At 40.4% G+C, this 21,036-nt stretch carries 20 protein-coding genes; 2 read left to right on the top strand and 18 right to left on the bottom strand.

Annotation, left to right across the window (positions count from 1 at the left end):
• The 16 genes from RCH61_RS09355 to RCH61_RS09280 form a co-directional block, all read right to left on the bottom strand.
• Positions 1-4,181, bottom strand: a 4,181-nt coding sequence (locus RCH61_RS09355) for an InlB B-repeat-containing protein (protein ID WP_306480548.1), incomplete at its 3' end; no start/stop codon positions are given.
• Positions 4,182-4,395: 214 nt separating this feature from the next.
• Positions 4,396-5,148, bottom strand: coding sequence for a glucosaminidase domain-containing protein (locus RCH61_RS09350; RefSeq protein ID WP_306480547.1), 753 nt, complete (start codon positions 5,146-5,148; stop codon positions 4,396-4,398).
• A gap of 232 nt (positions 5,149-5,380) precedes the next feature.
• Complete coding sequence (locus RCH61_RS09345; protein WP_306480546.1) at positions 5,381-6,127, bottom strand: SDR family NAD(P)-dependent oxidoreductase; 747 nt, start codon at positions 6,125-6,127, stop codon at positions 5,381-5,383.
• 204 nt (positions 6,128-6,331) lie between these two features.
• Positions 6,332-7,603 carry a phosphoribosylamine--glycine ligase gene (purD, locus tag RCH61_RS09340; RefSeq protein ID WP_306480545.1) on the bottom strand — a complete coding sequence of 424 codons (1,272 nt, stop codon included), beginning with the start codon at positions 7,601-7,603 and terminating at the stop codon, positions 6,332-6,334.
• Between the two features lie 92 nt (positions 7,604-7,695).
• Positions 7,696-8,325: a phosphoribosylglycinamide formyltransferase gene (gene purN, locus RCH61_RS09335; RefSeq protein WP_306480544.1), complete on the bottom strand. Its 630-nt coding sequence runs from the start codon at positions 8,323-8,325 to the stop codon at positions 7,696-7,698.
• Positions 8,319-9,344, bottom strand: a complete 1,026-nt coding sequence (purM, locus tag RCH61_RS09330; protein WP_306480543.1) for a phosphoribosylformylglycinamidine cyclo-ligase — start codon at positions 9,342-9,344, stop codon at positions 8,319-8,321. The genes purN and purM overlap by 7 nt, the downstream gene beginning before the upstream one ends.
• 187 nt (positions 9,345-9,531) lie before the next feature.
• A complete protein-coding gene (gene purE / locus RCH61_RS09325) occupies positions 9,532-10,038 on the bottom strand; it encodes a 5-(carboxyamino)imidazole ribonucleotide mutase (RefSeq protein WP_306480542.1) in 507 nt (168 codons plus the stop codon).
• A 25-nt stretch (positions 10,039-10,063) separates the two neighbouring features.
• A complete protein-coding gene (locus RCH61_RS09320; protein ID WP_178007705.1) occupies positions 10,064-12,157 on the bottom strand; it encodes an aminopeptidase in 2,094 nt (697 codons plus the stop codon).
• A 49-nt stretch (positions 12,158-12,206) separates the two neighbouring features.
• The gene (locus RCH61_RS09315) at positions 12,207-12,596 is read right to left on the bottom strand and encodes a DUF6142 family protein (RefSeq protein ID WP_306480541.1); all 390 of its coding nucleotides are present in this window, start codon (positions 12,594-12,596) and stop codon (positions 12,207-12,209) included.
• The gene (locus RCH61_RS09310; RefSeq protein WP_306480540.1) at positions 12,562-13,044 is read right to left on the bottom strand and encodes a VanZ family protein; all 483 of its coding nucleotides are present in this window, start codon (positions 13,042-13,044) and stop codon (positions 12,562-12,564) included. Before RCH61_RS09310 ends, RCH61_RS09315 begins: the two co-directional genes overlap by 35 nt.
• Positions 13,045-13,275: 231 nt before the next feature.
• Complete coding sequence (locus RCH61_RS09305; protein WP_178006722.1) at positions 13,276-13,425, bottom strand: hypothetical protein; 150 nt, start codon at positions 13,423-13,425, stop codon at positions 13,276-13,278.
• Between the two features lie 16 nt (positions 13,426-13,441).
• Positions 13,442-14,122, bottom strand: a complete 681-nt coding sequence (pyrE, locus tag RCH61_RS09300) for an orotate phosphoribosyltransferase (protein WP_306480539.1) — start codon at positions 14,120-14,122, stop codon at positions 13,442-13,444.
• 89 nt (positions 14,123-14,211) lie between these two features.
• Positions 14,212-15,354 carry a tyrosine-type recombinase/integrase gene (locus RCH61_RS09295; protein WP_023923926.1) on the bottom strand — a complete coding sequence of 381 codons (1,143 nt, stop codon included), beginning with the start codon at positions 15,352-15,354 and terminating at the stop codon, positions 14,212-14,214.
• A 130-nt stretch (positions 15,355-15,484) separates the two neighbouring features.
• Positions 15,485-15,661 (bottom strand): excisionase, encoded by a 177-nt coding sequence (locus RCH61_RS09915; protein ID WP_083382600.1) that lies wholly within the window; start codon positions 15,659-15,661, stop codon positions 15,485-15,487.
• A gap of 4 nt (positions 15,662-15,665) precedes the next feature.
• The gene (locus RCH61_RS09285; protein WP_306480538.1) at positions 15,666-16,748 is read right to left on the bottom strand and encodes a replication initiation factor domain-containing protein; all 1,083 of its coding nucleotides are present in this window, start codon (positions 16,746-16,748) and stop codon (positions 15,666-15,668) included.
• Positions 16,749-16,834: 86 nt separating this feature from the next.
• Positions 16,835-17,164, bottom strand: a complete 330-nt coding sequence (locus RCH61_RS09280; RefSeq protein ID WP_004613680.1) for a hypothetical protein — start codon at positions 17,162-17,164, stop codon at positions 16,835-16,837.
• Positions 17,165-17,413: 249 nt separating this feature from the next.
• On the opposite strand from RCH61_RS09280, the gene RCH61_RS09275 reads away from it, so the two are divergent.
• The gene (locus tag RCH61_RS09275) at positions 17,414-18,097 is read left to right on the top strand and encodes a helix-turn-helix domain-containing protein (protein WP_306480537.1); all 684 of its coding nucleotides are present in this window, start codon (positions 17,414-17,416) and stop codon (positions 18,095-18,097) included.
• A gap of 141 nt (positions 18,098-18,238) precedes the next feature.
• Here the strand turns inward: RCH61_RS09275 and RCH61_RS09270 are convergent, their stop codons facing one another.
• On the bottom strand, positions 18,239-18,850 hold the full coding sequence (locus RCH61_RS09270) for a DUF4230 domain-containing protein (protein WP_306480536.1): 612 nt from the start codon (positions 18,848-18,850) through the stop codon (positions 18,239-18,241).
• Positions 18,851-18,982: 132 nt separating this feature from the next.
• The gene (locus RCH61_RS09265; protein WP_306480535.1) at positions 18,983-19,399 is read right to left on the bottom strand and encodes a YkvA family protein; all 417 of its coding nucleotides are present in this window, start codon (positions 19,397-19,399) and stop codon (positions 18,983-18,985) included.
• 178 nt (positions 19,400-19,577) lie between these two features.
• On the opposite strand from RCH61_RS09265, the gene RCH61_RS09260 reads away from it, so the two are divergent.
• On the top strand, positions 19,578-19,859 hold the full coding sequence (locus RCH61_RS09260; protein ID WP_306480534.1) for a helix-turn-helix domain-containing protein: 282 nt from the start codon (positions 19,578-19,580) through the stop codon (positions 19,857-19,859).
• Positions 19,860-21,036 lie beyond the last annotated feature (1,177 nt).

Below are 21,036 nucleotides of genomic sequence, written 5' to 3'. Positions count from 1 at the left end.
TCGTTTGCTTTTGCTGTTACTGTATATGTCTCTTCTACAGGCGGTTTCTCTTTTTTCCTGAAGTTTGCCGTCAGTTCCATCTCTTTATTAACTGTGAACTTATACTCTGCCTGATCGGAAACTGCCTCTTTGCCAACTGTCCAGTTTACGAACTCATATCCCTCATTTGCTGTCGCTGTTGCCGTCACTTCTGTTCCCGCTTCATACTTCGGTCCGTTTGGACTAAGCGCTGCGGTTCCCATTGCACCATCGTTTACTTTCGCTGTCACATTATATGTGATAGCCTTGAAGTTTGCCTGAAGATTTACATCAGCGTCAATATCAAATTCATATGTTTTTTCAGTGGAAACTACTTCGTCACCTTTTGTCCAGTTCACAAATTCATATTTACTTTCATCTGAAACCTTCGCTGTTGCCGTCACTTTCGTTCCTGCCGCATACTTCGGTCCTTCCGGGCTGAGCGTTACGCTTCCCATCTTATCATCATTTACAGTTGCCGTTACTGTGTATTCTTTCACTTCCGGCTTTTTCTCGACAACGGTGATTATGTAAGTAACACCTTCTGAAGTAAGCAGTGTTTCTTGTCCGACTTTCGCTGCTGTCGCTATATATCCTGACGATGGAGTATAGAAATACCATGTATTGTTATCCGATCCATACCCTGCAACTTTATCATTCGTATTTGCCCAGTTGTTCAAATAGCTGTTATCTTTTGAAACAGAAAATCCACTATTTTCCTTTGTTCCAACTGTCAACACCTGTGCTTCTTCTTTTAACTCTACATTCTGTCCTGAAATGTTAACATATTTACCCGTAGCAACGTCCTGCATTGTATAACCTGCATCACTCTTCGTCAATTTCCACATGAAATCTTTCGCTGTTTCATCGACATTGAAATTAACCGACTTCATTCCAAGACCTTTCGGGGTGGCACCTGCTGTACTTACCGTGTTCACCATAATATGACTCTTTGTTCCAAACAGGTATGTTCCGTCTGTAAGTTCCGAAACAATTCTATAAGGCGGCATACTTGTCTGCGCTTCTAATGTCACGATACCTCTTTGTTCCACCTCTGTTTTGTTCAGAATTTCACCCGGTATATTATACGTTTCCCCCTCTTGCAATGTAACTTTTTCTACATTATTTTTTACAAAAATGAAATATGTTTTTTCGCCGATCTTCACAGATGTCTTACCTTCTGTTTTTCCGGTAATTGTAATATCTGTTTTTGCGCCGATCGCCTCATCTTCATACATGTCACCTGTTACTTTTGCGACATATTTATATTTTTCATTTCCTGTTGCCGGATTCAGTAAGTAATATTTATTATCTTTCGCTTTCATAGCGATCAAATACTTACCATTCGCCTCAATTTCTGACATGTCGTTTAGTTTTGTATATCCCGGTATTTCAGTTGCTTCCGCATTATCCGCTTTTTTATAAAGCTCAAATTCACATTTTCCATTCGAGTCTACACTTTTATTTCTGTCAAAGTGGAATTTGCTTTCATCATCTTTCCAAAAATACAAATAACCACCATTTGAAGAGCCCTCCATCTGAGCCAATGTAAATCCTTTATCCGTTTTTGCAACTGTGATCACAACCTCTGTCGCAACAAGCGGCGTCTGTGCCCCAGCTGCTGATTTCGGTCCGAGATATACTTTCTGTCCATCTTCCGTTGTTGCAGAAATCTTATATTTTCCCTCTTCTGCCTGTTTATCAAACGTAAACAGACAAGTACCGATCTTCTTAACTCCATCACTAAACTGAACGTTGCTTCCAACTGCTACAGCAGCTTCTTTTTCTACCGGCACATTTTCCGTAACAACCTTTGCTACTTGCTTAAAGTTTTGAGACTCTGCAGATGGATTTACTACATAGTAATTATTATCCGTTGCTTTTGCCGCAATCAAATACTGCTGACCATCAGCCACCTGTGATAAATCCGTCACCTTTTCATAACCTAATATTCCGGACTCTGTTTTAGCGCCATCTGCCTTTTTCCACAATTCCAGCTGACACTGTTCTACAGCGGTGCTGTATCTGTCAAAATGTAACTTTGTAAGATCACCTTTATGAAAATAAAGATATGCACCATTACTATTTCCTGTATTAGTAGTGTCTTTCAAGGCAACCGTACCTGCTGCAGGAGTTTCCAATAAAATTTCCGTCTCATTGGTTGTACATACACACTGCGATGCTGCGTTTTTATGATTCACATATACAGTATTCTCTCCAACCTTTGCAGAAATTTTGTATGTATTATCTTTATCTGCGACCTTTTGGAATGTAAACAAGCACTCATCTAAAGAACGCTTTTCTCCTTCAAACTTCGCCTTTTCAGTCGCAAGCTGTGCTTTCACCTGTTTTTCAACAGCCTGTGCATCTTCACCGGTCATCGTCACATCCGCAATCGCTGTATCTAACCCAGTCAATTCATCTTTGCTATAATTTCCTGTTGTATCTGTATATGTTTTTGTTTCACCCGGCTTAAGTTCTACAATTTCATAATTTGTCGCATCTGTTACATTTACTTTGATCGTTGTTGATGCGCCTTCAGATTCAACTGTAATCACAGCCTGATCCATTCCTGTCACAGATTTCGCTGTTAATTTCACTTTTCCATCTGCATAAGTTCCTGTCACTGCACCTTCATTATCTGATGTAACTGTTACTTTTGCATTTTCTTTCAAACCATTCAGCACAAGTTCCTTTGTCTCATCTGATGCCATAGTAACTTCTGCTACAGGCTTGTCCGACTCTGTGCACCAGATATTTCCGATTGCAGCGCCTTTTGCAACGTCTGCGATATCGAAATCTTTATAAGTGATCACAGTTCCGTCACTCTCATAGAGAAGACCAATCGTTCCGTCAGGGAGAACTGTCAGACAAGAATACGCATAATATGCAGATCCGTTAATGCTGTAATTGTATTTCCAATCAAGCGTTCCGTTATCATTTACTAATCCTACGAAAATCTTTCCTGAATCACGACCTGTTCCTGATGGAGCAGCAAACAAAATCGCTGTCTTTCCGTCAATTTTTTCAGGATATGTAATCGCTGTCAACTGACAAGTCTGACAATAATTAATACCCATATTTTGTCTCTGCGACCATGTCTCGCCAAAGTCATCAGACGTATAATATCCGCCATGGCGGGTAAACATATACAGTTTTCCGTTCGCTTCTGTCACAACAGCCTCCGAACTTGTACTTGAGACAGACTGACCTCTTTCCCATGTCTTACCGCCATCATCGGAATAGATTGCTACACTATTTTTATCTCCACCGGTATATTCATATGCTGTAAACAAAATTCTGTTTGTCGATGTAATCATTCCACGACCCGGACCAACTAAAAGAGTTTGTTCTGTATCCTTTCTCATATTAATAATAGAAGGTACAGACCATGTTGCCCCGCCATCTTCGGATGTCGTCAGATAAAGATAATCTGTCGGCCATACCTGGAACGGAGATTCCGCCTCAAACAAGTTCGTATCTACGCCATCACCTTTAATATTAAAATAAGAATCGATTGTATAACCTTCTACAGTCTCTCCAGCCGCATTTTTAATCACATATGCTGAATCTGCTTTCTTCTTATTATTTTTTTCCAAATGATATGTATATTTCGTTGCATCCTGACGATCTGCTACCCAACAGTTTGTCCATTCTCTTGCATCTGCCAAAAGGATATTTCCATTCGCATCATGACTCTTACCTTTCACCGGTGAATGACTTGCACCATTCAGTGCATATCCTGCCGGACAAAGATCTGCGATCATATACACCTTTTCTCCGTCTGTTGCCATTGCCGGATCAATAAATGCAGTTGAGTCGTTATGGTGTGTATTTCCATTATCTCCAAGATAATTGGCAAATGTATACTTCCATGTTCTTCCGCCATCTTTCGAACGTGACACAATCGTATCCAATCCGCCGCCGTCTAAACTTGTATTCCATCTGGCATCACATCCGGCTACCAATGTACCGTCATTCAATGACACGAGACATGGGATTCTAAATCGTGAGCTTCCTCCCGTTCCGCTCCAAAACGGCTGTTCTCGCGTTATTCCATCTGCGGGTTTTACACCATCTGCTGCCATAACCGTTCCCGGTACGCTGCTAACTGTCAAAACTGCGGCAAGCAGAAGCGCCAAAGCCCTTCCTCTTTTCTTCATACCTTTTCCCTCCGTTTGTTTTAAGGTCGCTTTAAAAAGGAAAACTATATTAAAAACATACAGTTTCCCTTTTTATGCCTTACTATTAATTATACTATTCGCCACCTGTTTTTTCAACGAAAACAGATTTGACAAAACCACTGAATTTAATGTGAAATCATTCAAATTCTCACTGATTTCCTGTGTATTTTAACCAATTTTTATAAGCACAGTCTCATTTCTCCATATCCCGGATCATCCTGACAATATCATACCCATAGTTTTCTCCTGTAGCCCAGCCAAGTCCTTCGGGATTTTCCTTCTGACCCAGCCACTCCACATAGGGGGCAGCGCCTTTTTTCACATACTCATACCGATCATCTACGCATTCTCCATTCAGAGGTTCTGCTGTCGCATATGCTTTCAAATGCTGGATCTGCGCCCGAATCCCAGTCTGCACATCCGGATAAGAATTTCCCGGCACTCCGCCTCCGGTTGTTCCAAGACCTGCGAAATTAAACTGTTCAATCGACGCATCTCCTCCATACTGCAAAAATCCGGTTTCTTTCATCGTCTGCACAAACGCCACTTCCGGTCGAACGCCTTCTGCCGATGCTTCATCATAATACATTTGACAAAACTCTTCGATCGACTCTGCTCCGCCTTTGGAAAGCGCTTCTTTCGGATATGGCTTTCCTGATGCCTGAAAATAATCCACCATTTCGCTGACTGTTATACGACTGTCCCCCATGATCGGATATTGTCCGTCAGCAATCGTTTCCTGAGATTCGATAGAATCCGAATCGTTTTTCTTTTGATCTTGCGATTTTTCCTGTACAGCCGCAGTCTCTTTTTTATTCTTGTCCCTCTCCCCCGCCTGAGGAGACAGCAGACCTGCCGCTGATGCAAGCGCAATCGTTAAAACGAGAAGAACCGCCAGTCCCGCTTCCATATATAACTTCATTTTCCGCTCATTTTGACGCGTCATACATACACCACCTTAAAAGAGTAAATCACCGGAAATGCCAAAAGGCACATTTCGGGATTGTAAACGGGTCCCAAGATCTCGGGCAAGCCCGGACTTTAGTTCGTCACCATTACCAAAAAAATATCTCAGCGGAATATCCTCCGCTGAGATATTATATTATCACATATTCAAATATATGAAAAGGAATCCCTTTCCGGCAAATCCTTTTGCAAACGTCGTTCCGACACAGTTCTTATGAGCGCGCCATTCCGTCTACGCTGAGAACTACGCCTGTAATATAAGACGCTTCGTCAGATGCAAGGAATACAAATGCATTCGCAATGTCTTCCGGCTGTCCGAGTCTGCGAAGAGGAATCTGTGCGATCATCGGCTCTATCACGCTCTTCGGAACAGCTTTCATCATGTCTGTTTCCGTAATTCCCGGAGCTACTGCATTGACACGGATTCCTTTCGGCCCAAGCTCTCTTGCCAAAGATACTGTCGTACCGTTTACGGCAAATTTAGACGCCGGATAAGCGAATCCACTCGGCTGACCGGAAATACTTACCATTGAAGATGTATTCAGAACAACTCCGCTGTGATTTTCAATCATTCCATCAACAACTGCACGAGTTGCATTAAACACACCTTTTACATTCAGATTGATCACCCGGTCAAAGTCTGCTTCTGTATAAGACGTAAACGGAGTGCTCTCAGAAACACCCGCATTATTTACCAAAATATCAATGCGTCCGAATTGCTGATTTACTTTGTCAAACTCCTCTTTTACACTTTCAAAACTTCCAAGATTCGGGCTGATTCCCACCACTTCTGCATCTGGATGAATCGCTTTTAACTTCTCAACTGCTGCTGCCGCATTTTTCTCACTGCTCGCCGCAACAGCCACTTTCGCACCCTCTCTTAAAAATGCATCTGCTGTTGCAAATCCGATCCCGCGGCTTCCTCCTGTAATAATCGCCACTTTATCTTTTAATCTCATAAATCGTTCCTCCTAATGTTCTCTTGCTTTCATGTGTTCATCTTGCAATATTACATTTACATTGCATATTATATAATTATTATATCATATAGACGAAAATATGTCTGTGATTTTATCACGAAATAACCGCACAGCATTATTTTTCTTGCTTCTTTTTTCTTATTCGCTTTTACCGCCTATTTTGTTGCCTATTGACTTCCCTAATTATGCCTCATCGATCGCTTTTCCGATATCATTGCGCTTATATTTATTTTTAAACTGTACCCATTCTGTCGCCGCGTAAGCATTTCTTCTTGCCTCTTTCAGATCAGCGCCTTTTGCAGTTACACCAAGCACGCGTCCTCCGTTTGTTACAATGTTTCCATCCTCAAACTTTGTTCCTGCATGGAAGCAGTAATAACCTTCGTGTTTGCGGAATTCTTCAAGTCCTGTAATCGGATATCCTTTTTCGTACTGAACCGGATACCCTTCGGATGCAAGCACAACACACACAGCCGCATTATCTTCAAACTGAAGATCGATCTGATCAAGAGTTCCGTCGATACATGCCTCCACAACGTCTAAAATGTCATTTTTCATACGCGGGAGCACGACCTGAGCCTCCGGATCGCCGAAACGTGCATTGTATTCCAGCACCTTCGGTCCTTCTTCTGTAAGCATCAGTCCGAAGAAAATAACGCCTTTAAACGGACGCCCTTCTGCCGCCATCGCATCTACTGTTTTCTGATAAATATATTTCTCACAAAATTCTTCTACTTCTTTTGTATAGAACGGACTCGGTGAAAATGTTCCCATTCCGCCTGTATTGAGTCCTGTATCGCCGTCTCCGGCACGTTTATGATCCTGCGCGCTCGTCATTGTTTTGATCGTCTTTCCGTCTACGAAAGAAAGAACAGACACTTCACGACCCGTCATAAATTCTTCGATAACCATCTCATTTCCGGCTGTACCGAATTTTTTATCAAGCATGATCGTCTTCACGCCTTCTTTTGCTTCCTCGAGATTCTGACAGATCAGCACGCCTTTGCCGAGTGCAAGTCCGTCTGCTTTCAATACGATCGGGAACTTCGCAGTCTCAAGATAGGCGATCGCTTCTTCTGGATCTGTAAAATTCTCGTATCCTGCTGTAGGAATATTGTATTTTTTCATAAGATCTTTTGAAAATGCTTTTGACCCTTCCAGTATAGCGGCGTTTTTCTTCGGACCGAACGTGCGGATTCCTGCTTCTTCCAATATATCCACAAGACCTCCGACGAGCGGATCATCCATTCCGACGATACAAAGATCAATTTCTTTTTCTTTGGCAAATTGTGCCAGCTTGTCAAATTCCATTGCTCCGATATTCACGCACTCTGCATATTCTGCAATTCCCGCATTTCCCGGCGCACAGTAAATCTTATCTGCCCTCGGACTTTTTGCCACACTTGCCGCAATCGCATGTTCTCTTCCGCCGCTTCCAACGATCAATATTTTCATGATAGATTCCTCCTGTTTATACGAACCGTTTTACTTTCCGAAATGACCGCCTGATTCTCATTCCGGCGGTCATTTTCAAACTTGTCAACATTTTATATATTTTCTATAAAAGCATGTCCGTTTTCAACATGCACTTTACCATTTGCGATCAAATGGATCGCTTGGGGAAGGATTTTCCATTCCGCCTGTTCCATTACTCTTCTTTGAAGTATTTCCGGCGTGTCTCCCTGCTCAACTTCTACTGCTTTCTGCAAAATGATCGGACCTGTATCAGTTCCTTCATCCACAAAATGAACCGTCGCGCCGACTACTTTAACGCCTCTTGCCAGCGCCGCCTCATGTACCTTCAATCCATAATATCCTTTTCCGCAAAATGCCGGAATCAGCGACGGATGGATATTGATCATCCGATTTCTGTACGCAGCGATCATTTCCGGCGGGATAACAACAAGAAATCCTGCCAAAACGATCAGATCCGGTTCATATTCATTTACCGCTTCCAAAAGTTTTTCATTAAACACATCCCGCGACTCATAATCTTTCGGTGAAATGCATCGTGCCGGAATATGATTTTCTTTCGCCCGTTCAAGTGCATATGCATTTTTGTTATTGCTGATCACTCCGACGATCTCTGTATTCATGATGACACCGTCTTTTACACCGTCAATGATCGCCTGCAGATTCGTGCCGCCGCCGGATACAAGTACAACGACCTTTAGCATAAGTCTACTCCTTTTTCACCAGCTTCGATACGTCCGACTACATACGGAGCGTCCCCTGCTGCTTTGATCGCTTCCATTGCCTTATCAACATCTGCCGGATCGACAGCAACGATCATTCCAAGTCCCATGTTAAACGTATTGTACATCATCTGCTCTTCGATATCGCCTTCTTTTGCAAGCATCTTGAAGATCGGCGGAATCGGATAACTGTCCTTTTCGATCACTGCATGAGTACCGTCGATCAGCATACGCGGAACATTTTCATAGAAGCCGCCGCCTGTAATATGGCTGCATGCTTTCACTGTCACGCCTGCTTCTTTCATGCTCTTAAGCGCTTTTACATAAATTCTTGTCGGAGCAAGAAGCGCCTCTCCGAGAGTGCATCCCAATTCATCATAATATGTATCAAGAGACTCTTTTGTAATATCAAATACTTTTCTTACAAGTGAAAATCCGTTGCTGTGAACTCCTGTGGACGCCATTCCGATCAAAACGTCTCCGACAGACAGATTTTCCCCTGTGATCATATCTTTTTTATCACATACACCTACCGCAAATCCGGCAAGATCGTACTCGTCTTCTGCCATAAGTCCCGGGTGCTCCGCTGTCTCTCCTCCGATCAGCGCCGCTCCTGACTGAAGGCAGCCTTCTGCCACGCCGCTTACGATCGACGCGATCTTCTCAGGCTCATTCTTTCCACATGCGATATAATCAAGGAAAAACAGTGGTTCTCCTCCCGCACAGGCAATATCGTTCACACACATTGCCACAGCATCGATTCCGATCGTATCATGTTTATCAAGTACCATTGACAGCTTCACTTTCGTTCCGCAGCCGTCTGTTCCTGACAACAGAACCGGTTCTTCCATCTCTTTGATCTTATCAAGAGAAAAGGCGCCGGAAAATCCGCCAAGTCCGCCAAGCACTTCCGGACGCATCGTCTTTTTCACATGCTCTTTCATAAGCTCTACTGATCTGTAACCGGCTTCTATATCAACTCCTGCTTTCTTATAATCCATACCACATTCTCCTTTTTTCTGCTCGTTTCTCTTTCCTTCTGTCAAAACAGCTTCTGCCTCTCATTGCGGCTTTCGCTTTCTTCTGATCCCCACAGTTTCGTCGCGCCATTCGCAAAAACACCCTTCGTATTCCTTGCAGCTTACGCCGCTTTTTTGCTTTTTTTGCGGCGCTCACCCGACTGAACTGTTACTTTAAATACTCCTCATATCCAACTTCCGCGAGACGGTCGGCTTTTGCCTGAACAGTATCTTTCATCTCAGCGGAATAGTCTTTTAATTTTTTCAAAATCTCTTCATCTGACACAGCGAGGATTTTTGCCGCAAGAATCGCAGCATTCATTCCGCCGTCAATAGCTACAGTTGCAACCGGGATTCCCGGCGGCATCTGAACGATCGAATAAAGCGCGTCCATACCATCCAAATTCTTTCCTGACATCGGCACTCCGATCACCGGCATCGGGAACAGAGCCGCGCACATTCCCGGAAGGTGCGCCGCCATTCCGGCTCCGGCAATGATCACTTTGATTCCTTTCCCTTCCGCGGCTTTTGCCCACTCAAAAAATACGTCCGGCATACGATGTGCGGAAATGATCGTCATTTCATAATCAATCCCGAATTTTTCCAACATTGATGCAGCTTTGCTCATTACTTTCAGGTCAGAGTCACTGCCCATTACGATTCCTACTTTTGGCACGTTATTTCCTCCTTAAAATCTCAAATCATTTTTCGAGTTGTTTTAATGGTTCATTCAAAATTTCAGTTCCCGGAAGTACAAACCTTCCGTCTTTAATTAGTATAATGTGTTTCCCGTCTTTTGTCACTACACTTATTTCTTCTAACTCTTCATAAGGTACGGTTATATCTGTGTGACAGTGAAAGTATGCCGCCGACGGATCTTCTTTCCTTTTCAAAGAACAGGAATTATCCTTTGCGACAATTTCTTTCCCATTCGGATTATAGACGCGGACGTCTTCGCTCCACGAATAGCAGGTGTCGCCTACCGCAAAATGCGGGCCTGTTTTCTCGGCGATCAAAATCGGCATCTTATCTTCAATTCCGTATTTTTTTCCGGCTGCATAAGCAGTCGTATTTGTTCCGATCGCAAATTCTCCAAGCGGAAGCGTCTCGTGATTTTTCAACACGTTATCATAGATATAACGTCTGCCTTCTTCCTCGTCTTCAAAATTACCGCAGCGGTAATCAACGATCTTCCCGTCTTCAAACTTCAATTCCAGATCCTGATACTGCAGTCCGTCTAAATATACGCGGCTGACATGCAGAACTCCGTTTGTTCCTTCAAGTACCGGCGATGTAAACACTTCGCCGACCGGAATATTTACATCCGCAACGCAGTTTTCAAAGATCGTTTCTTTCCTGCTGTCTTCTAATTCCCAAAGACGGATCTCCATATCTGTGCGGTTCTCTCCTTTTCCAATCACACGAACCGCCACGCCCTGATCGAGCGCATCGATCATCGTCTGCTGGACTTTCTCATATAATTTTGCGTCCAGCGTATTGATACGAATCACTTCATCAAAAATTTCTTCGTATTTTGCCCCGATCTCCGGTACCGGATATGCGATGATCGTAAAACTTCTCTCTTCGCCTTTGATATATTCATTCGTGATCTGTCCTGATCTGCTGTCGTACTGAAGAGAGAGTGTCCTTTGTTCTTCACTGTAAACCGGCGCTTCCGGCACTGCCTTTGGCGAAAACGGCTTTTCCCCAAACGTTTCCATCACAGCAGGTCCTGCAAACTGCGCTGCCTGTTCTCTATTTTGCTCATAGACTGTATGCATCACTTCTAAGCGGCGTTCAATATAACGCTTATCCATAAACAGCGCCTGATCCTGTCTATGATCGTATTCATACTGCCAGTTTGCCACAGCGCCGAAATATCCGATCTTGTGATGTTCTCTCTTCGTGATCACACTCGATGCCGCCCTGTATATTACAGGTTTCAGACCCATTTTTCGAAAATTTTCAATCGCCGCTTTTATAACTCGTTCAAATCCCAGACTGTATCGAATATTTACGACAGATTTTTTTGATAAATCCTTTCCTGTATTAATAAATCCGATCCGATATCCCTCTGTGTAAACATCTGCCATCTTCTGAATCGTCTCATCAGGAAGTGTTCGCAGATAACGCGCTGTTCCCAACTCATTTTCCGTAATATATTCCCCGAAACGATATAAATATTTATCGTTGCTCAAATCTGCATTTTCGATAACATCTGCCGCAAAAGAACAGGAAGGATCGATCTGTTCTTTGATCCTGTCTGCCAAAAAAACATCGCAGTAATCACTTGCATACCAATATACGATATCTTTTACTCTGCGGCTTTCCGGCTCCATGCCGTCCGCCCTGCAATTTTCAAAATAAGTATATACTTCGATAAACAGCTCATACAAAATGGTCAGATAATCGTATCTGCCTTCAAACGCATATGGAATTCCCGAACGCATTTCCACATAAAGGAAACTCAGAAGTTTTCCCATCTCAGGCTCGAACCAGCTGCACGTATAGGCCGGATTCGCATAGCTTTTTTCGTAAGCATCTCCGACAATATCACTGTATAGAATTTTGTTGATCTGCCGCATGTCTTCTTCACTATATTGATCCCATTGTCCCTTTTCCACCTGAATGCGAACATTCTCCACTTCCAGCAAAAACAAAGCGGCCAATCGGAAATAGGCGATATACGCGTCCTCCACAGACTCTTCAAAAGGCAGTGTACGAAGCCGTTCTACTGCCAGTTCATGCCGCTCCTTATATGGATTATTTTTACATTTTTCTGATAATTCCTGCATTTTCTTTTCCTTCCCTACTACTCAATATATCCGCCCGGTATTTCAACATTTAACTCAATCCGCCGATAAATACCGCAAAAAATGAAATAATTGCCGCCACATTAATGACCATTCCGACCTTACATGTCAAACACCCGCGATCCCGCTCCCGAAATCCGATGATCGCCGAATAGATCCCGTATCCTGCCAATAACAGCGAAACGGTCATAATCCCTCCGATAATTCCTGGCGCGTTTCCTCTTCTGAAAAACGCATACGCTACGCAGCCCGCCAACACTGCGGCTGAACCCACTCCGAACCAGCAGGAAAGATTGCCGTTGCCTGCCTGCTTCAATTTCGTTTTTTTATGTTTCACTCCGCTTTTTTTCCGGTTTTCTTCCCGTTTCGGAGCAGTTTCCCGCTTTTTATCTTCTGCTCTTTTTTCGCTTCCGAACATCATGCTTTCTCCTTATCTGACTGCATACTGCAAATAATATATATCCCAAAACTCCGCCAACTGTATTTAACAAAATATCATCTACATCAAAGCTTCCCACTCTCGTAAAAAGCTGTACGGTCTCAACTCCCAAACTCAGGAGCATACTGAAAAATAACGTCTTAAAAAAACCGCTCGCTTTACCCGCCATAGAGATGAAGAAACCATATGGAACAAAAATCATAATATTTCCCAAAAGATTTGCAAGCACTGTAAATATGCCGAGCTGTTCTCTGTAAGTTAAAAACCGGTTGATTTCCTTAAATAATTCAAGGTTATACCTGTACTCTTCCGTCACTTCCGTCCTTCCGTACCATTCCGCAAGAAACAAAAAATAAATCAAAAAAATAATATATAGTAAAAACAGGACTTTTCCTAATGTCCTATAAATCTGCTCTTTTTTTATACTCAAAAATAACTCTCCTCACACAAGGAACTCTCCCAATCGATGATTTTCCTAACCCCCGGAAGTGCCAAAAGGCACATTCCGGGATTGTAAGCGATCGCCAAAGTCTCGGGCAAGCCCGAACTTTTGGCTCGTCGCCATTGCCAAAAAAGGGACTGCCCGCATTGGCTTAGTCCCTTATTTTTCTTTCTGTTTATTCAACTTCTTTCACATTTTCTCCTGAAAGACTCCAAACTCTCAGAATGTGATCTCTTTCTTATGGTGCAGCAATTTTGCTCCATTTACGATTGCAAGTATTCCTGTTGTCACTCCGACAACCAAAACGATAATTCCCAGCGTAATGCTGCATGCTCCGCTGTTTTTCATTGTAAGATAAGCCTTCTCCATAAAGCGCCTCCCCGTTTTATTTTACTCCGTACGTTTCATAGTATGTATCGACCGCAGCCTTTAATGTATCATCAATAACAACTTTTCCATGATACGGCTTGTTATACAGATGCTCTACCACTTCTTCCATCGTCACGATCGCAGCCGTATCGAAACCATACAGATCTTTCACCTCGTCAAGGGCGCACTTTTCTCCCCCTTTTCCAACTTCCATACGATTTAAAGAAACGATCAGACCGACGATCTCCACATCAGCCGCTCCCTTTACTTTCGGCACAGTCTCTTCCATTGATTTTCCTGACGTCGTTACGTCTTCGATCATGATCACACGGTCGCCGTCTTTGAATTTGCTTCCGAGAAAACTTCCTTTATCTGCGCCGTGATCTTTCTCTTCTTTTCTGTCAGAACAGTAACGTACTTCTTTTCCGTACAGTTCGCTGTATGCGATCGCAGTTACAACCGCAAGCGGAATTCCTTTATAAGCAGGTCCGAACAGCACATCGAAATCATCTCCGTATGTGTCATGGATCGCTTTTGCATAATATTCTCCGAGTTTCTTAAGCTGTGAACCTGTCACATATCCACCTGCATTCATAAAAAACGGAGATTTTCTTCCGCTCTTCAATGTAAATTCTCCAAATTTCAACACATCGCTGTCTACCATAAATTCAATAAATTCTTGCTTGTATGCTTCCATATCTTCTAAAACCTCCGTATTTACAGGCTTTTCTCGCCCTTATTTTCTATTTTTATCCCCTACTACACCATTTTTACACCATTTCACACTCAACTACACCTTTTCTCGAACTTTTCCATTTCCAAGAACAGCGTGTCCTCCGTTACGTGGCAATACAAGTCCATTGTCATTTGTAATGTGCCATGTCCCAAAAGTTTCTGCAATGTTTTAGGGTTCATACCACATTCGATTGCTCTTGTAGCAAAAGTATGCCGAAGTGTGTGCAATGTAAAGGGGGAAAAATCTATACCTGCTTTGTTCATGTTCTGAATAACCAACTGCATACATTGATTGATTAAAAACTGTTGTGTCGGCTGATTATTCTTTGTAACAAAAACAAGATTTTGAAATTCTTCCTTTGCAGTTTTGCCTTTTAGAATAATTTCCTGTTTTTGCAGTTTTTGACATTTTAGACTATTGATTGCTTTTGCAGTCAATGGAATGGTTCTTTTTCCGTTATTTGTTTTGGTGTCGTGCATTTCAAATACATATTTTCCATTTTTGCTAAAATAACACAACGTATGCTTTACATGGATAACTTTTTTCTTAAAATCTATATCTTCCCATTGTAAAGCTGATAACTCTCCCACTCGCAAGCCTGTTTCTAATGCTAAAATAAACAAATTTTCATAAAATGTTCCTTTTGCCTGTTCCAAGAAAAGCTCTGTTTCCCTTATTGTCAGAACACGCCTTTCTTTTTTCTCTTCTTTGGCAATCACAGTATTTATCTGTTTTGCGACATTCTTTACAAGCAAATCTGTATCAACTGCCTTATTCAGCATATCTACCAGTATCTTTTTAGAATTTTTTCTTGCATTGTCTGTTTTCAATTTATTAAACGCTTCTTGCATAACAATTAGGTTCAACGACGTTAATTTTCGCCACCCTAATTCTTCTTGAATACGCTTATAGTGGGTAATATAAGAACCCTTTGTAGAACTTCTGCAATTTTTCTTGCAAGTGCTTAGCCATATATCGAACCATTCGTCTAATGTCATATTCTTATCAACAACATTGATTGCTTTTTCATCATTATACTGTTCGGTTCGCAACTTATGTCTTACCTCATTTAAAGTTTTTGCATAAATTGTCTGTCTTTTACCGAAACGATTGATAAATCGGGCTTGATATAATCCGTCTTTTCTTTGAGATATACCATTCCCTAATTCTTTCCCGTTAAGTGATTTACCCATCACTGCCTCCTTTCCTAGCAAAATCGGGAAAAGAACTATTAAATCTTCTCAATTTTATCATATATTTCCTGTTATTTCAATCGAGGAACTTCCTTAAAAATGTACGAAAAACTGTCAAATAGTCCTTTTCTTACTCTACAACTTGATTATTCAGCCATTTATCTAATCTTGCTTTGTGAGCATACAGACGATTTCCAATCCTAACCGTAAAATTATTGTATGGATTATGTAAAAGTTCCCTTGCTTTTGTATCACCAATCCCTAGATATTCTGAAAGTTCCTTTACGTTTAATAATGCTTTTTCGATACGATTACCCCCTTTCGTCTAATTTTCTTGCTTTTATATAATCATCATACAACTGCTTCTGTGTGATATTCATTTCTCCATTTTTCACAAGATTACCGATATAATCTCTTTTCTCTATCTTCCCAACCTCTGCAAACAGTTTCAAAGACGGGGCAACATACTTTTCCAACCACTCCCACACCTTTTGTAAACTTTTCTTCTGTGGTTGCATGGTAAGTTTAACCTTACCTATATCTTTCATCAGTTCCGCCCACGCTTGATAAGTTGGATAAAGCCTTTTTCGTGTTGTCATGCTGTCTGTCGGCTTTTCTAAAAATCGTATTTTACTGTTCAACACTTCCATTGCCAGTCCTGCCACATCTCTGTATCTCAATAATTCCTGCACTACACTTACTGCCATTTCCTGCCGAAATCTCAATTCATATCTGTTCCAATTTTCATCTAATTCTGTTCCATACTTTTTATTCTGCTCATATCCCTTTTCATAAAATACCAATCTCAAATTACTGGCTGAACTGCCAAGATAAAGACTGCCACCTTTACTCTGAAACACTTCCTCTTTCAATTCTCCCGAGTCGTGAAAATCTATATCCCTTAGTTTTGTGGAAAGCAATCCCTCTTTTGTCCGTACAATCAAATCGGGAATACTCAAATACGGTTTTCTGTCGTCTATCGCCAAATCAATCCGAGGAAAATTGATGTGATACCGACAAACTCTGTTTAAGAAATCAAACCATGTTTCCTCATTGAGTTGTAAAAAATTCTCATAGTTGCGACAGCCTTTCCCACTCATTAAAATCTGAAAGCCTTGATACTGTGCATTTCCTGTCGGCTTTAGCACCTTGATATTATCGAAGATTGCCACAATCTCATGCCCTGCAATCCCTTTTTCATAACCTGTTACCGTCATAAGTTCCATAGGTATTCTCAACACATCTTCTATGACTGCTTCTAACGGAACTTCCTTAATGGTTATCTGACACCAATCTATCAAAGCACTTAATTTTTCTTTCTGCCGTATTACTCCCCTGTTAGTGTAGGGGAGTTCTGGAAGAAAACTTCCGCTTCTTTCTTCCAAATTTATCAAACCTCCTTATCTGCAATGGCGTTGCCATTGCCCTGCCCCCAACCTGCCGTTTGGTACGTCAGAACGAGGGCAGGAACTTTGACCGCCTACATATTTTTATTTGGAACAGGGCGGATACCCTTACAGGTAATCTTCTCCACTAATACAGGAAAGTTTCCTCTCTGCACATAAGGAGCATATACTGGTTCTTCCAGTTCCACCACAGCATAAGGCTCAATCTTCGGAAGTTCCGTTGCTTCCAAGCGAATATCCACGCTGTTCCCAAGTTTCATGCTTCCAAGATGAAGTTTTAAGGCTTCCACTTCCTCTGTTTTCTTCTTACTGTCTTTATCATAGCGGTAACAGTTATCCGCACCCATGAAACGAAGTTCTCCAAAGGCTTCTTTTACCTGTTCTTTTGTCAATGTAATCTGCATACACGTTCCTTTCTCCCCGTTGAACCGATAGGGCAGTTTCTCATATTTTCATTTTCCTATTACGACGTCGTTTATTGTTCAGTTATTTCTGAACTTAATTGTATATTAGCACAGACACATTTGTTTTGCAATAGAAAGTTTAGTTTTTTATAAACTTTTTGTTTTCTTTTTTCTGAACTTGTGATATAGTGTCCTTAGATGATAAGATATGAGAAGTTATAACGAGATATGGAAAGAGAGGTTTTTCAGATGAATACAATCGCAGAACGGATTAAATTTGCCATGAAAGCAAAAAATAAAAAACAGGTAGATATAGTCAAAGATACTGGTATCAGCAAAGGAGCGTTCAGTTCCTATCTTTCAGGACAGTACAACCCGAAAGCCGATAAAATGGAACTGATTGCCGACTCCTTAGATGTAGACTTGCGGTGGCTTTACGGACAAAATGTGCCTATGGAACATACAAGCCAAAATGACAATGCCCTGCAATATGTCTTTTATAACAACTCCTGCTCCGAGTACCTCCTTGATAATTTAGACGATATATATATTGCCATGATGACCCAATATGCCGCCCTCATTCCACGCTTTTATGTCCTTGTCAATCGTGCTGGAAATGCAATGCACATACTGCCTTTATTTTTGAAAGAGGATAGTTCCCAATTTTATGAATGTCCGTCTGATTTCTTCTATTCTGACAGGCATACCATTTTTACAAGAGATTTTGAAAGCATTCACATGGTATTAACAACCGCCACGATTTACTATTATGGAATTGATACAAAAACTTATGAACCAAAAGTTACCATGCTTTCCTACTCACAGGCTGACGACTGCTTTTATATCGACAACGGAATACACGACGGTCACATCAAGGCATTTGAGAAAGAACTGACGAAAGAAGCACTTTACTTAAAACATAACGCCCAATAACAGACAAGAGGACTTGCAAGGTTTCTGACCTTTCAAGTCCTCTGCTGTATCATGGTGCTGTTGGCTGTGTCCGTTCCGTCAAGGACTGCCCTACGGCGTATCGGCTTCGCCTTGTTCCTTGACCTCACTACATTTATAATTCTACTTGCTTTCTTTTAATTTAAATTCATAATCTGATGGAACTGCATTATGTAAAAGACCTTTAATAAGCGTAAATGCCTGCTCATCTACCGACTCCAAAACCCCCATCTTTTTTAGTGCTGTCTTTGCTTCTTTCTCTGCTAATTCTATTGCTTTATTACCATCTTCTTTTTCATCAACATTGAATAATGAAAATTTTTCATCATAATATTTAATATCTGATGTATCAACATGTACATCTTGAATTTCCGCTTTAGGAATTGTTAACCAAACAACTTTATTTTGATTATCCACCTTAGTTGTAACCTTTTCCAAATCAATTCCAACTCTAGCTTCTGCTTTATATCTCATAACAAAGTCTGATTTATTAACGAACGAAATTCCTTTATCTTTATATTCTGCAATGCCATCATATTTTAATTTTACCGTTGTCAACTCCCCGACTTTTGATAATTGTGTTCCTAAATAAGATGATGTTATTTCTTCTTTGTCATTATAGAAAAAAGTCCTAATCACTATTGCTATTATGAGAACCAAAATAAGTAATAGTAATCCTTTAGTTACCATTTTATTCTTCACTATTTTTGAAAGTTTCTCTTTAATATTTGTCATTTTCTCTATTTTCTCCTTCGTTTTAAAAAATTGTGATTATAATTCCGCGTGCCACTATAACCAATAATAAACAAATAAGTATTAAGATTATTGTTTTTAATTTTCTATTCATCTATTTTCTCCTGTCAGTTGTTATATATCCATTATTTTCCCGTTCTCTTCACGCCATCTTCCATATTCATCAATATCTGATTCTACCAATTTCCAGCATGCTCCCACAACAGCGGCATCATCAAAATATCCTATAACCGGTATGCTATCTGGAACAATATCTATCGGGGAAACAAAGTAAATTAACGCACTGATAATCGCTATAACTGTGCCAATAGGAATATCCGTATATTCCTTTTTCATATAATTTCTTACAAGTGAAATCATTGTAGGCAACACAGCCAATTTATTTCCAGCTATCGGTATAGTTTTTAATTTCTTTTCTAAACGTTGCAAAAAACGTTCCAGCTTATCTACATCCTTTAATAACTCTTCCGCTTCACTATATCCTCTTCTTAATTCCTTTAACGCTTCCTGTTCACTTATATTTTCTTTCATGATATTCCCTCACTCTCTCCTTTAAATATAAAGCTTCTAAAACAGCTCTTGTTTTTTTCGCGATATTACACATCTTATATCACAACACCCATTACTTAATAAGTATATCAATAATTGCATTTTCGTGCAATTATTTTCATCTCAAAATACATAAAATATTGCACAGAGGTGCAATTATATGAAAAACAATGAAAGCATAGATAAAGTAATACAGGTGAGTGATATTGATATCGGAAAGAATATTACACTTCTCAGAAAATCCATGCAGATTAAACAGACCGATATGGTTGCAAGATTACAAATTATGGGAATTGATATTTCAATTTATTCATACAACAGAATTGAAAAAGGAAAACAAAATCCAACTGTTTCTTTCCTATTTGCCTGTTGCAAAATTTTAAATTGTGATATGAATGCTCTTTTCGCTTATCCAATACTAGAAGTCCCACACACTCCATAAATATCAGCACTAAAGGACTTGTATAATTTTCACCCAGCAAGTCCTTTTATTCAATTCAATAATTCTATATAACTATAAATGACACAGATAATGTTTCCATTACCTGCACCATTTCTCATTACATTTTTGAAATTTTTACTCCATTTTAAAAATCTGTTACGATATTTTGCAGTATTCTATGATACCTTTTCTTTTAAAAAATGTCTGTAAGCCTTGATTTTCAGCGAACTTTTCAATATTTCCAAGCACTTTATTCTGTTGTGAAATTTTCTCTCAAATTATTTCTGCACAATAGTAGAGAATATCTTGTCACGGGGCAACTGATTTGATAAAATAAGACAAGGCACTACATGAGAATGGTAGGCGGTTAGTCCTTCAACAGAGGGACTGAACCCTCTGATTACATAGAACTCCTGCTTGCAGGAAATCTGGGAAAGGAGGGCTTGACTTATGAGTGATTTTGAAATGCTCTCCATCGTACTAATGATACTTAGTATTGTTGTAACGATTTTGATTGCGTATATAAATCAATCAAAAAAGTAACCGCCCCTCGACCAAAGGATTACGGTTACTTTTTTAAGTAATAAAATAATTTGGACTAACCAACTATCAGTAGTGCCTTTTTATATTCTTATTCTAACAAATACCTATTCAAATGTCAAATCTGACACTCTTAAAATTTTGCTATCCAATTTAATAATTCTTTCCGATTTACTACACCATTTAGTACACCATTTTCATATCAAACTACACCATTTTATGATACAATACACCACTTTACCGTTTTTCAAAATCTTGCAGAACACCAGTAAATACAAGGGTTTGAGAAGTTACATCAATTTATGGAAAAGCATTATCAGAAAATCAATAAATTCTTTCTTATACTGTTCCATATCTCTTAAAACCTCCATATTTACGGGCTTCTCTCGCCCTTACTTTCTATACTTTATCCCCTGCAGCGCCATTTTCGCACCGCTTCATGCTCTCTCATAAAAGCCGAAAAACACACATGCAATACAAAAGCAGGAAACTGCATATGCAGTGCAAATGGCAAAATCAGGAAAAGAACTATTAAATCTTTTTAATTTTATCATATATTTTCTGTTATTTCAATCAAGGAACGTTCTTGAGTTTCCGCAGTTTTATCCACAGACCTCTGATTATTACTGCATCTTTA

Source organism: Mediterraneibacter sp. (assembly GCF_030825015.1).
In the GTDB taxonomy this organism is placed as follows: domain Bacteria; phylum Bacillota; class Clostridia; order Lachnospirales; family Lachnospiraceae; genus Mediterraneibacter.
Note: the sequence above shows the minus strand (reverse complement) of the source record. Positions and strands in the feature narration are given on the sequence as shown.

Excerpts from the sequence above, each read along its gene's own strand:
- RCH61_RS09270 (WP_306480536.1), bottom strand. The coding sequence starts at position 18,850 with ATGACAAATATTAAAGAGAAACTTTCAAAAATAGTGAAGAATAAAATG.
- RCH61_RS09260 (WP_306480534.1), top strand. The coding sequence starts at position 19,578 with ATGAAAAACAATGAAAGCATAGATAAAGTAATACAGGTGAGTGATATT.
- RCH61_RS09275 (WP_306480537.1), top strand. The coding sequence starts at position 17,414 with ATGAATACAATCGCAGAACGGATTAAATTTGCCATGAAAGCAAAAAAT.
- pyrE (WP_306480539.1), bottom strand. The coding sequence starts at position 14,122 with ATGGAAGCATACAAGCAAGAATTTATTGAATTTATGGTAGACAGCGAT.
- RCH61_RS09320 (WP_178007705.1), bottom strand. The coding sequence starts at position 12,157 with ATGCAGGAATTATCAGAAAAATGTAAAAATAATCCATATAAGGAGCGG.
- RCH61_RS09265 (WP_306480535.1), bottom strand. The coding sequence starts at position 19,399 with ATGAAAGAAAATATAAGTGAACAGGAAGCGTTAAAGGAATTAAGAAGA.
- purM (WP_306480543.1), bottom strand. The coding sequence starts at position 9,344 with ATGGATTATAAGAAAGCAGGAGTTGATATAGAAGCCGGTTACAGATCA.
- RCH61_RS09345 (WP_306480546.1), bottom strand. The coding sequence starts at position 6,127 with ATGAGATTAAAAGATAAAGTGGCGATTATTACAGGAGGAAGCCGCGGG.
- RCH61_RS09350 (WP_306480547.1), bottom strand. The coding sequence starts at position 5,148 with ATGACGCGTCAAAATGAGCGGAAAATGAAGTTATATATGGAAGCGGGA.
- RCH61_RS09295 (WP_023923926.1), bottom strand. The coding sequence starts at position 15,354 with ATGGGTAAATCACTTAACGGGAAAGAATTAGGGAATGGTATATCTCAA.
- purD (WP_306480545.1), bottom strand. The coding sequence starts at position 7,603 with ATGAAAATATTGATCGTTGGAAGCGGCGGAAGAGAACATGCGATTGCG.
- RCH61_RS09305 (WP_178006722.1), bottom strand. The coding sequence starts at position 13,425 with ATGGAGAAGGCTTATCTTACAATGAAAAACAGCGGAGCATGCAGCATT.
- RCH61_RS09280 (WP_004613680.1), bottom strand. The coding sequence starts at position 17,164 with ATGCAGATTACATTGACAAAAGAACAGGTAAAAGAAGCCTTTGGAGAA.
- RCH61_RS09315 (WP_306480541.1), bottom strand. The coding sequence starts at position 12,596 with ATGATGTTCGGAAGCGAAAAAAGAGCAGAAGATAAAAAGCGGGAAACT.
- purN (WP_306480544.1), bottom strand. The coding sequence starts at position 8,325 with ATGCTAAAGGTCGTTGTACTTGTATCCGGCGGCGGCACGAATCTGCAG.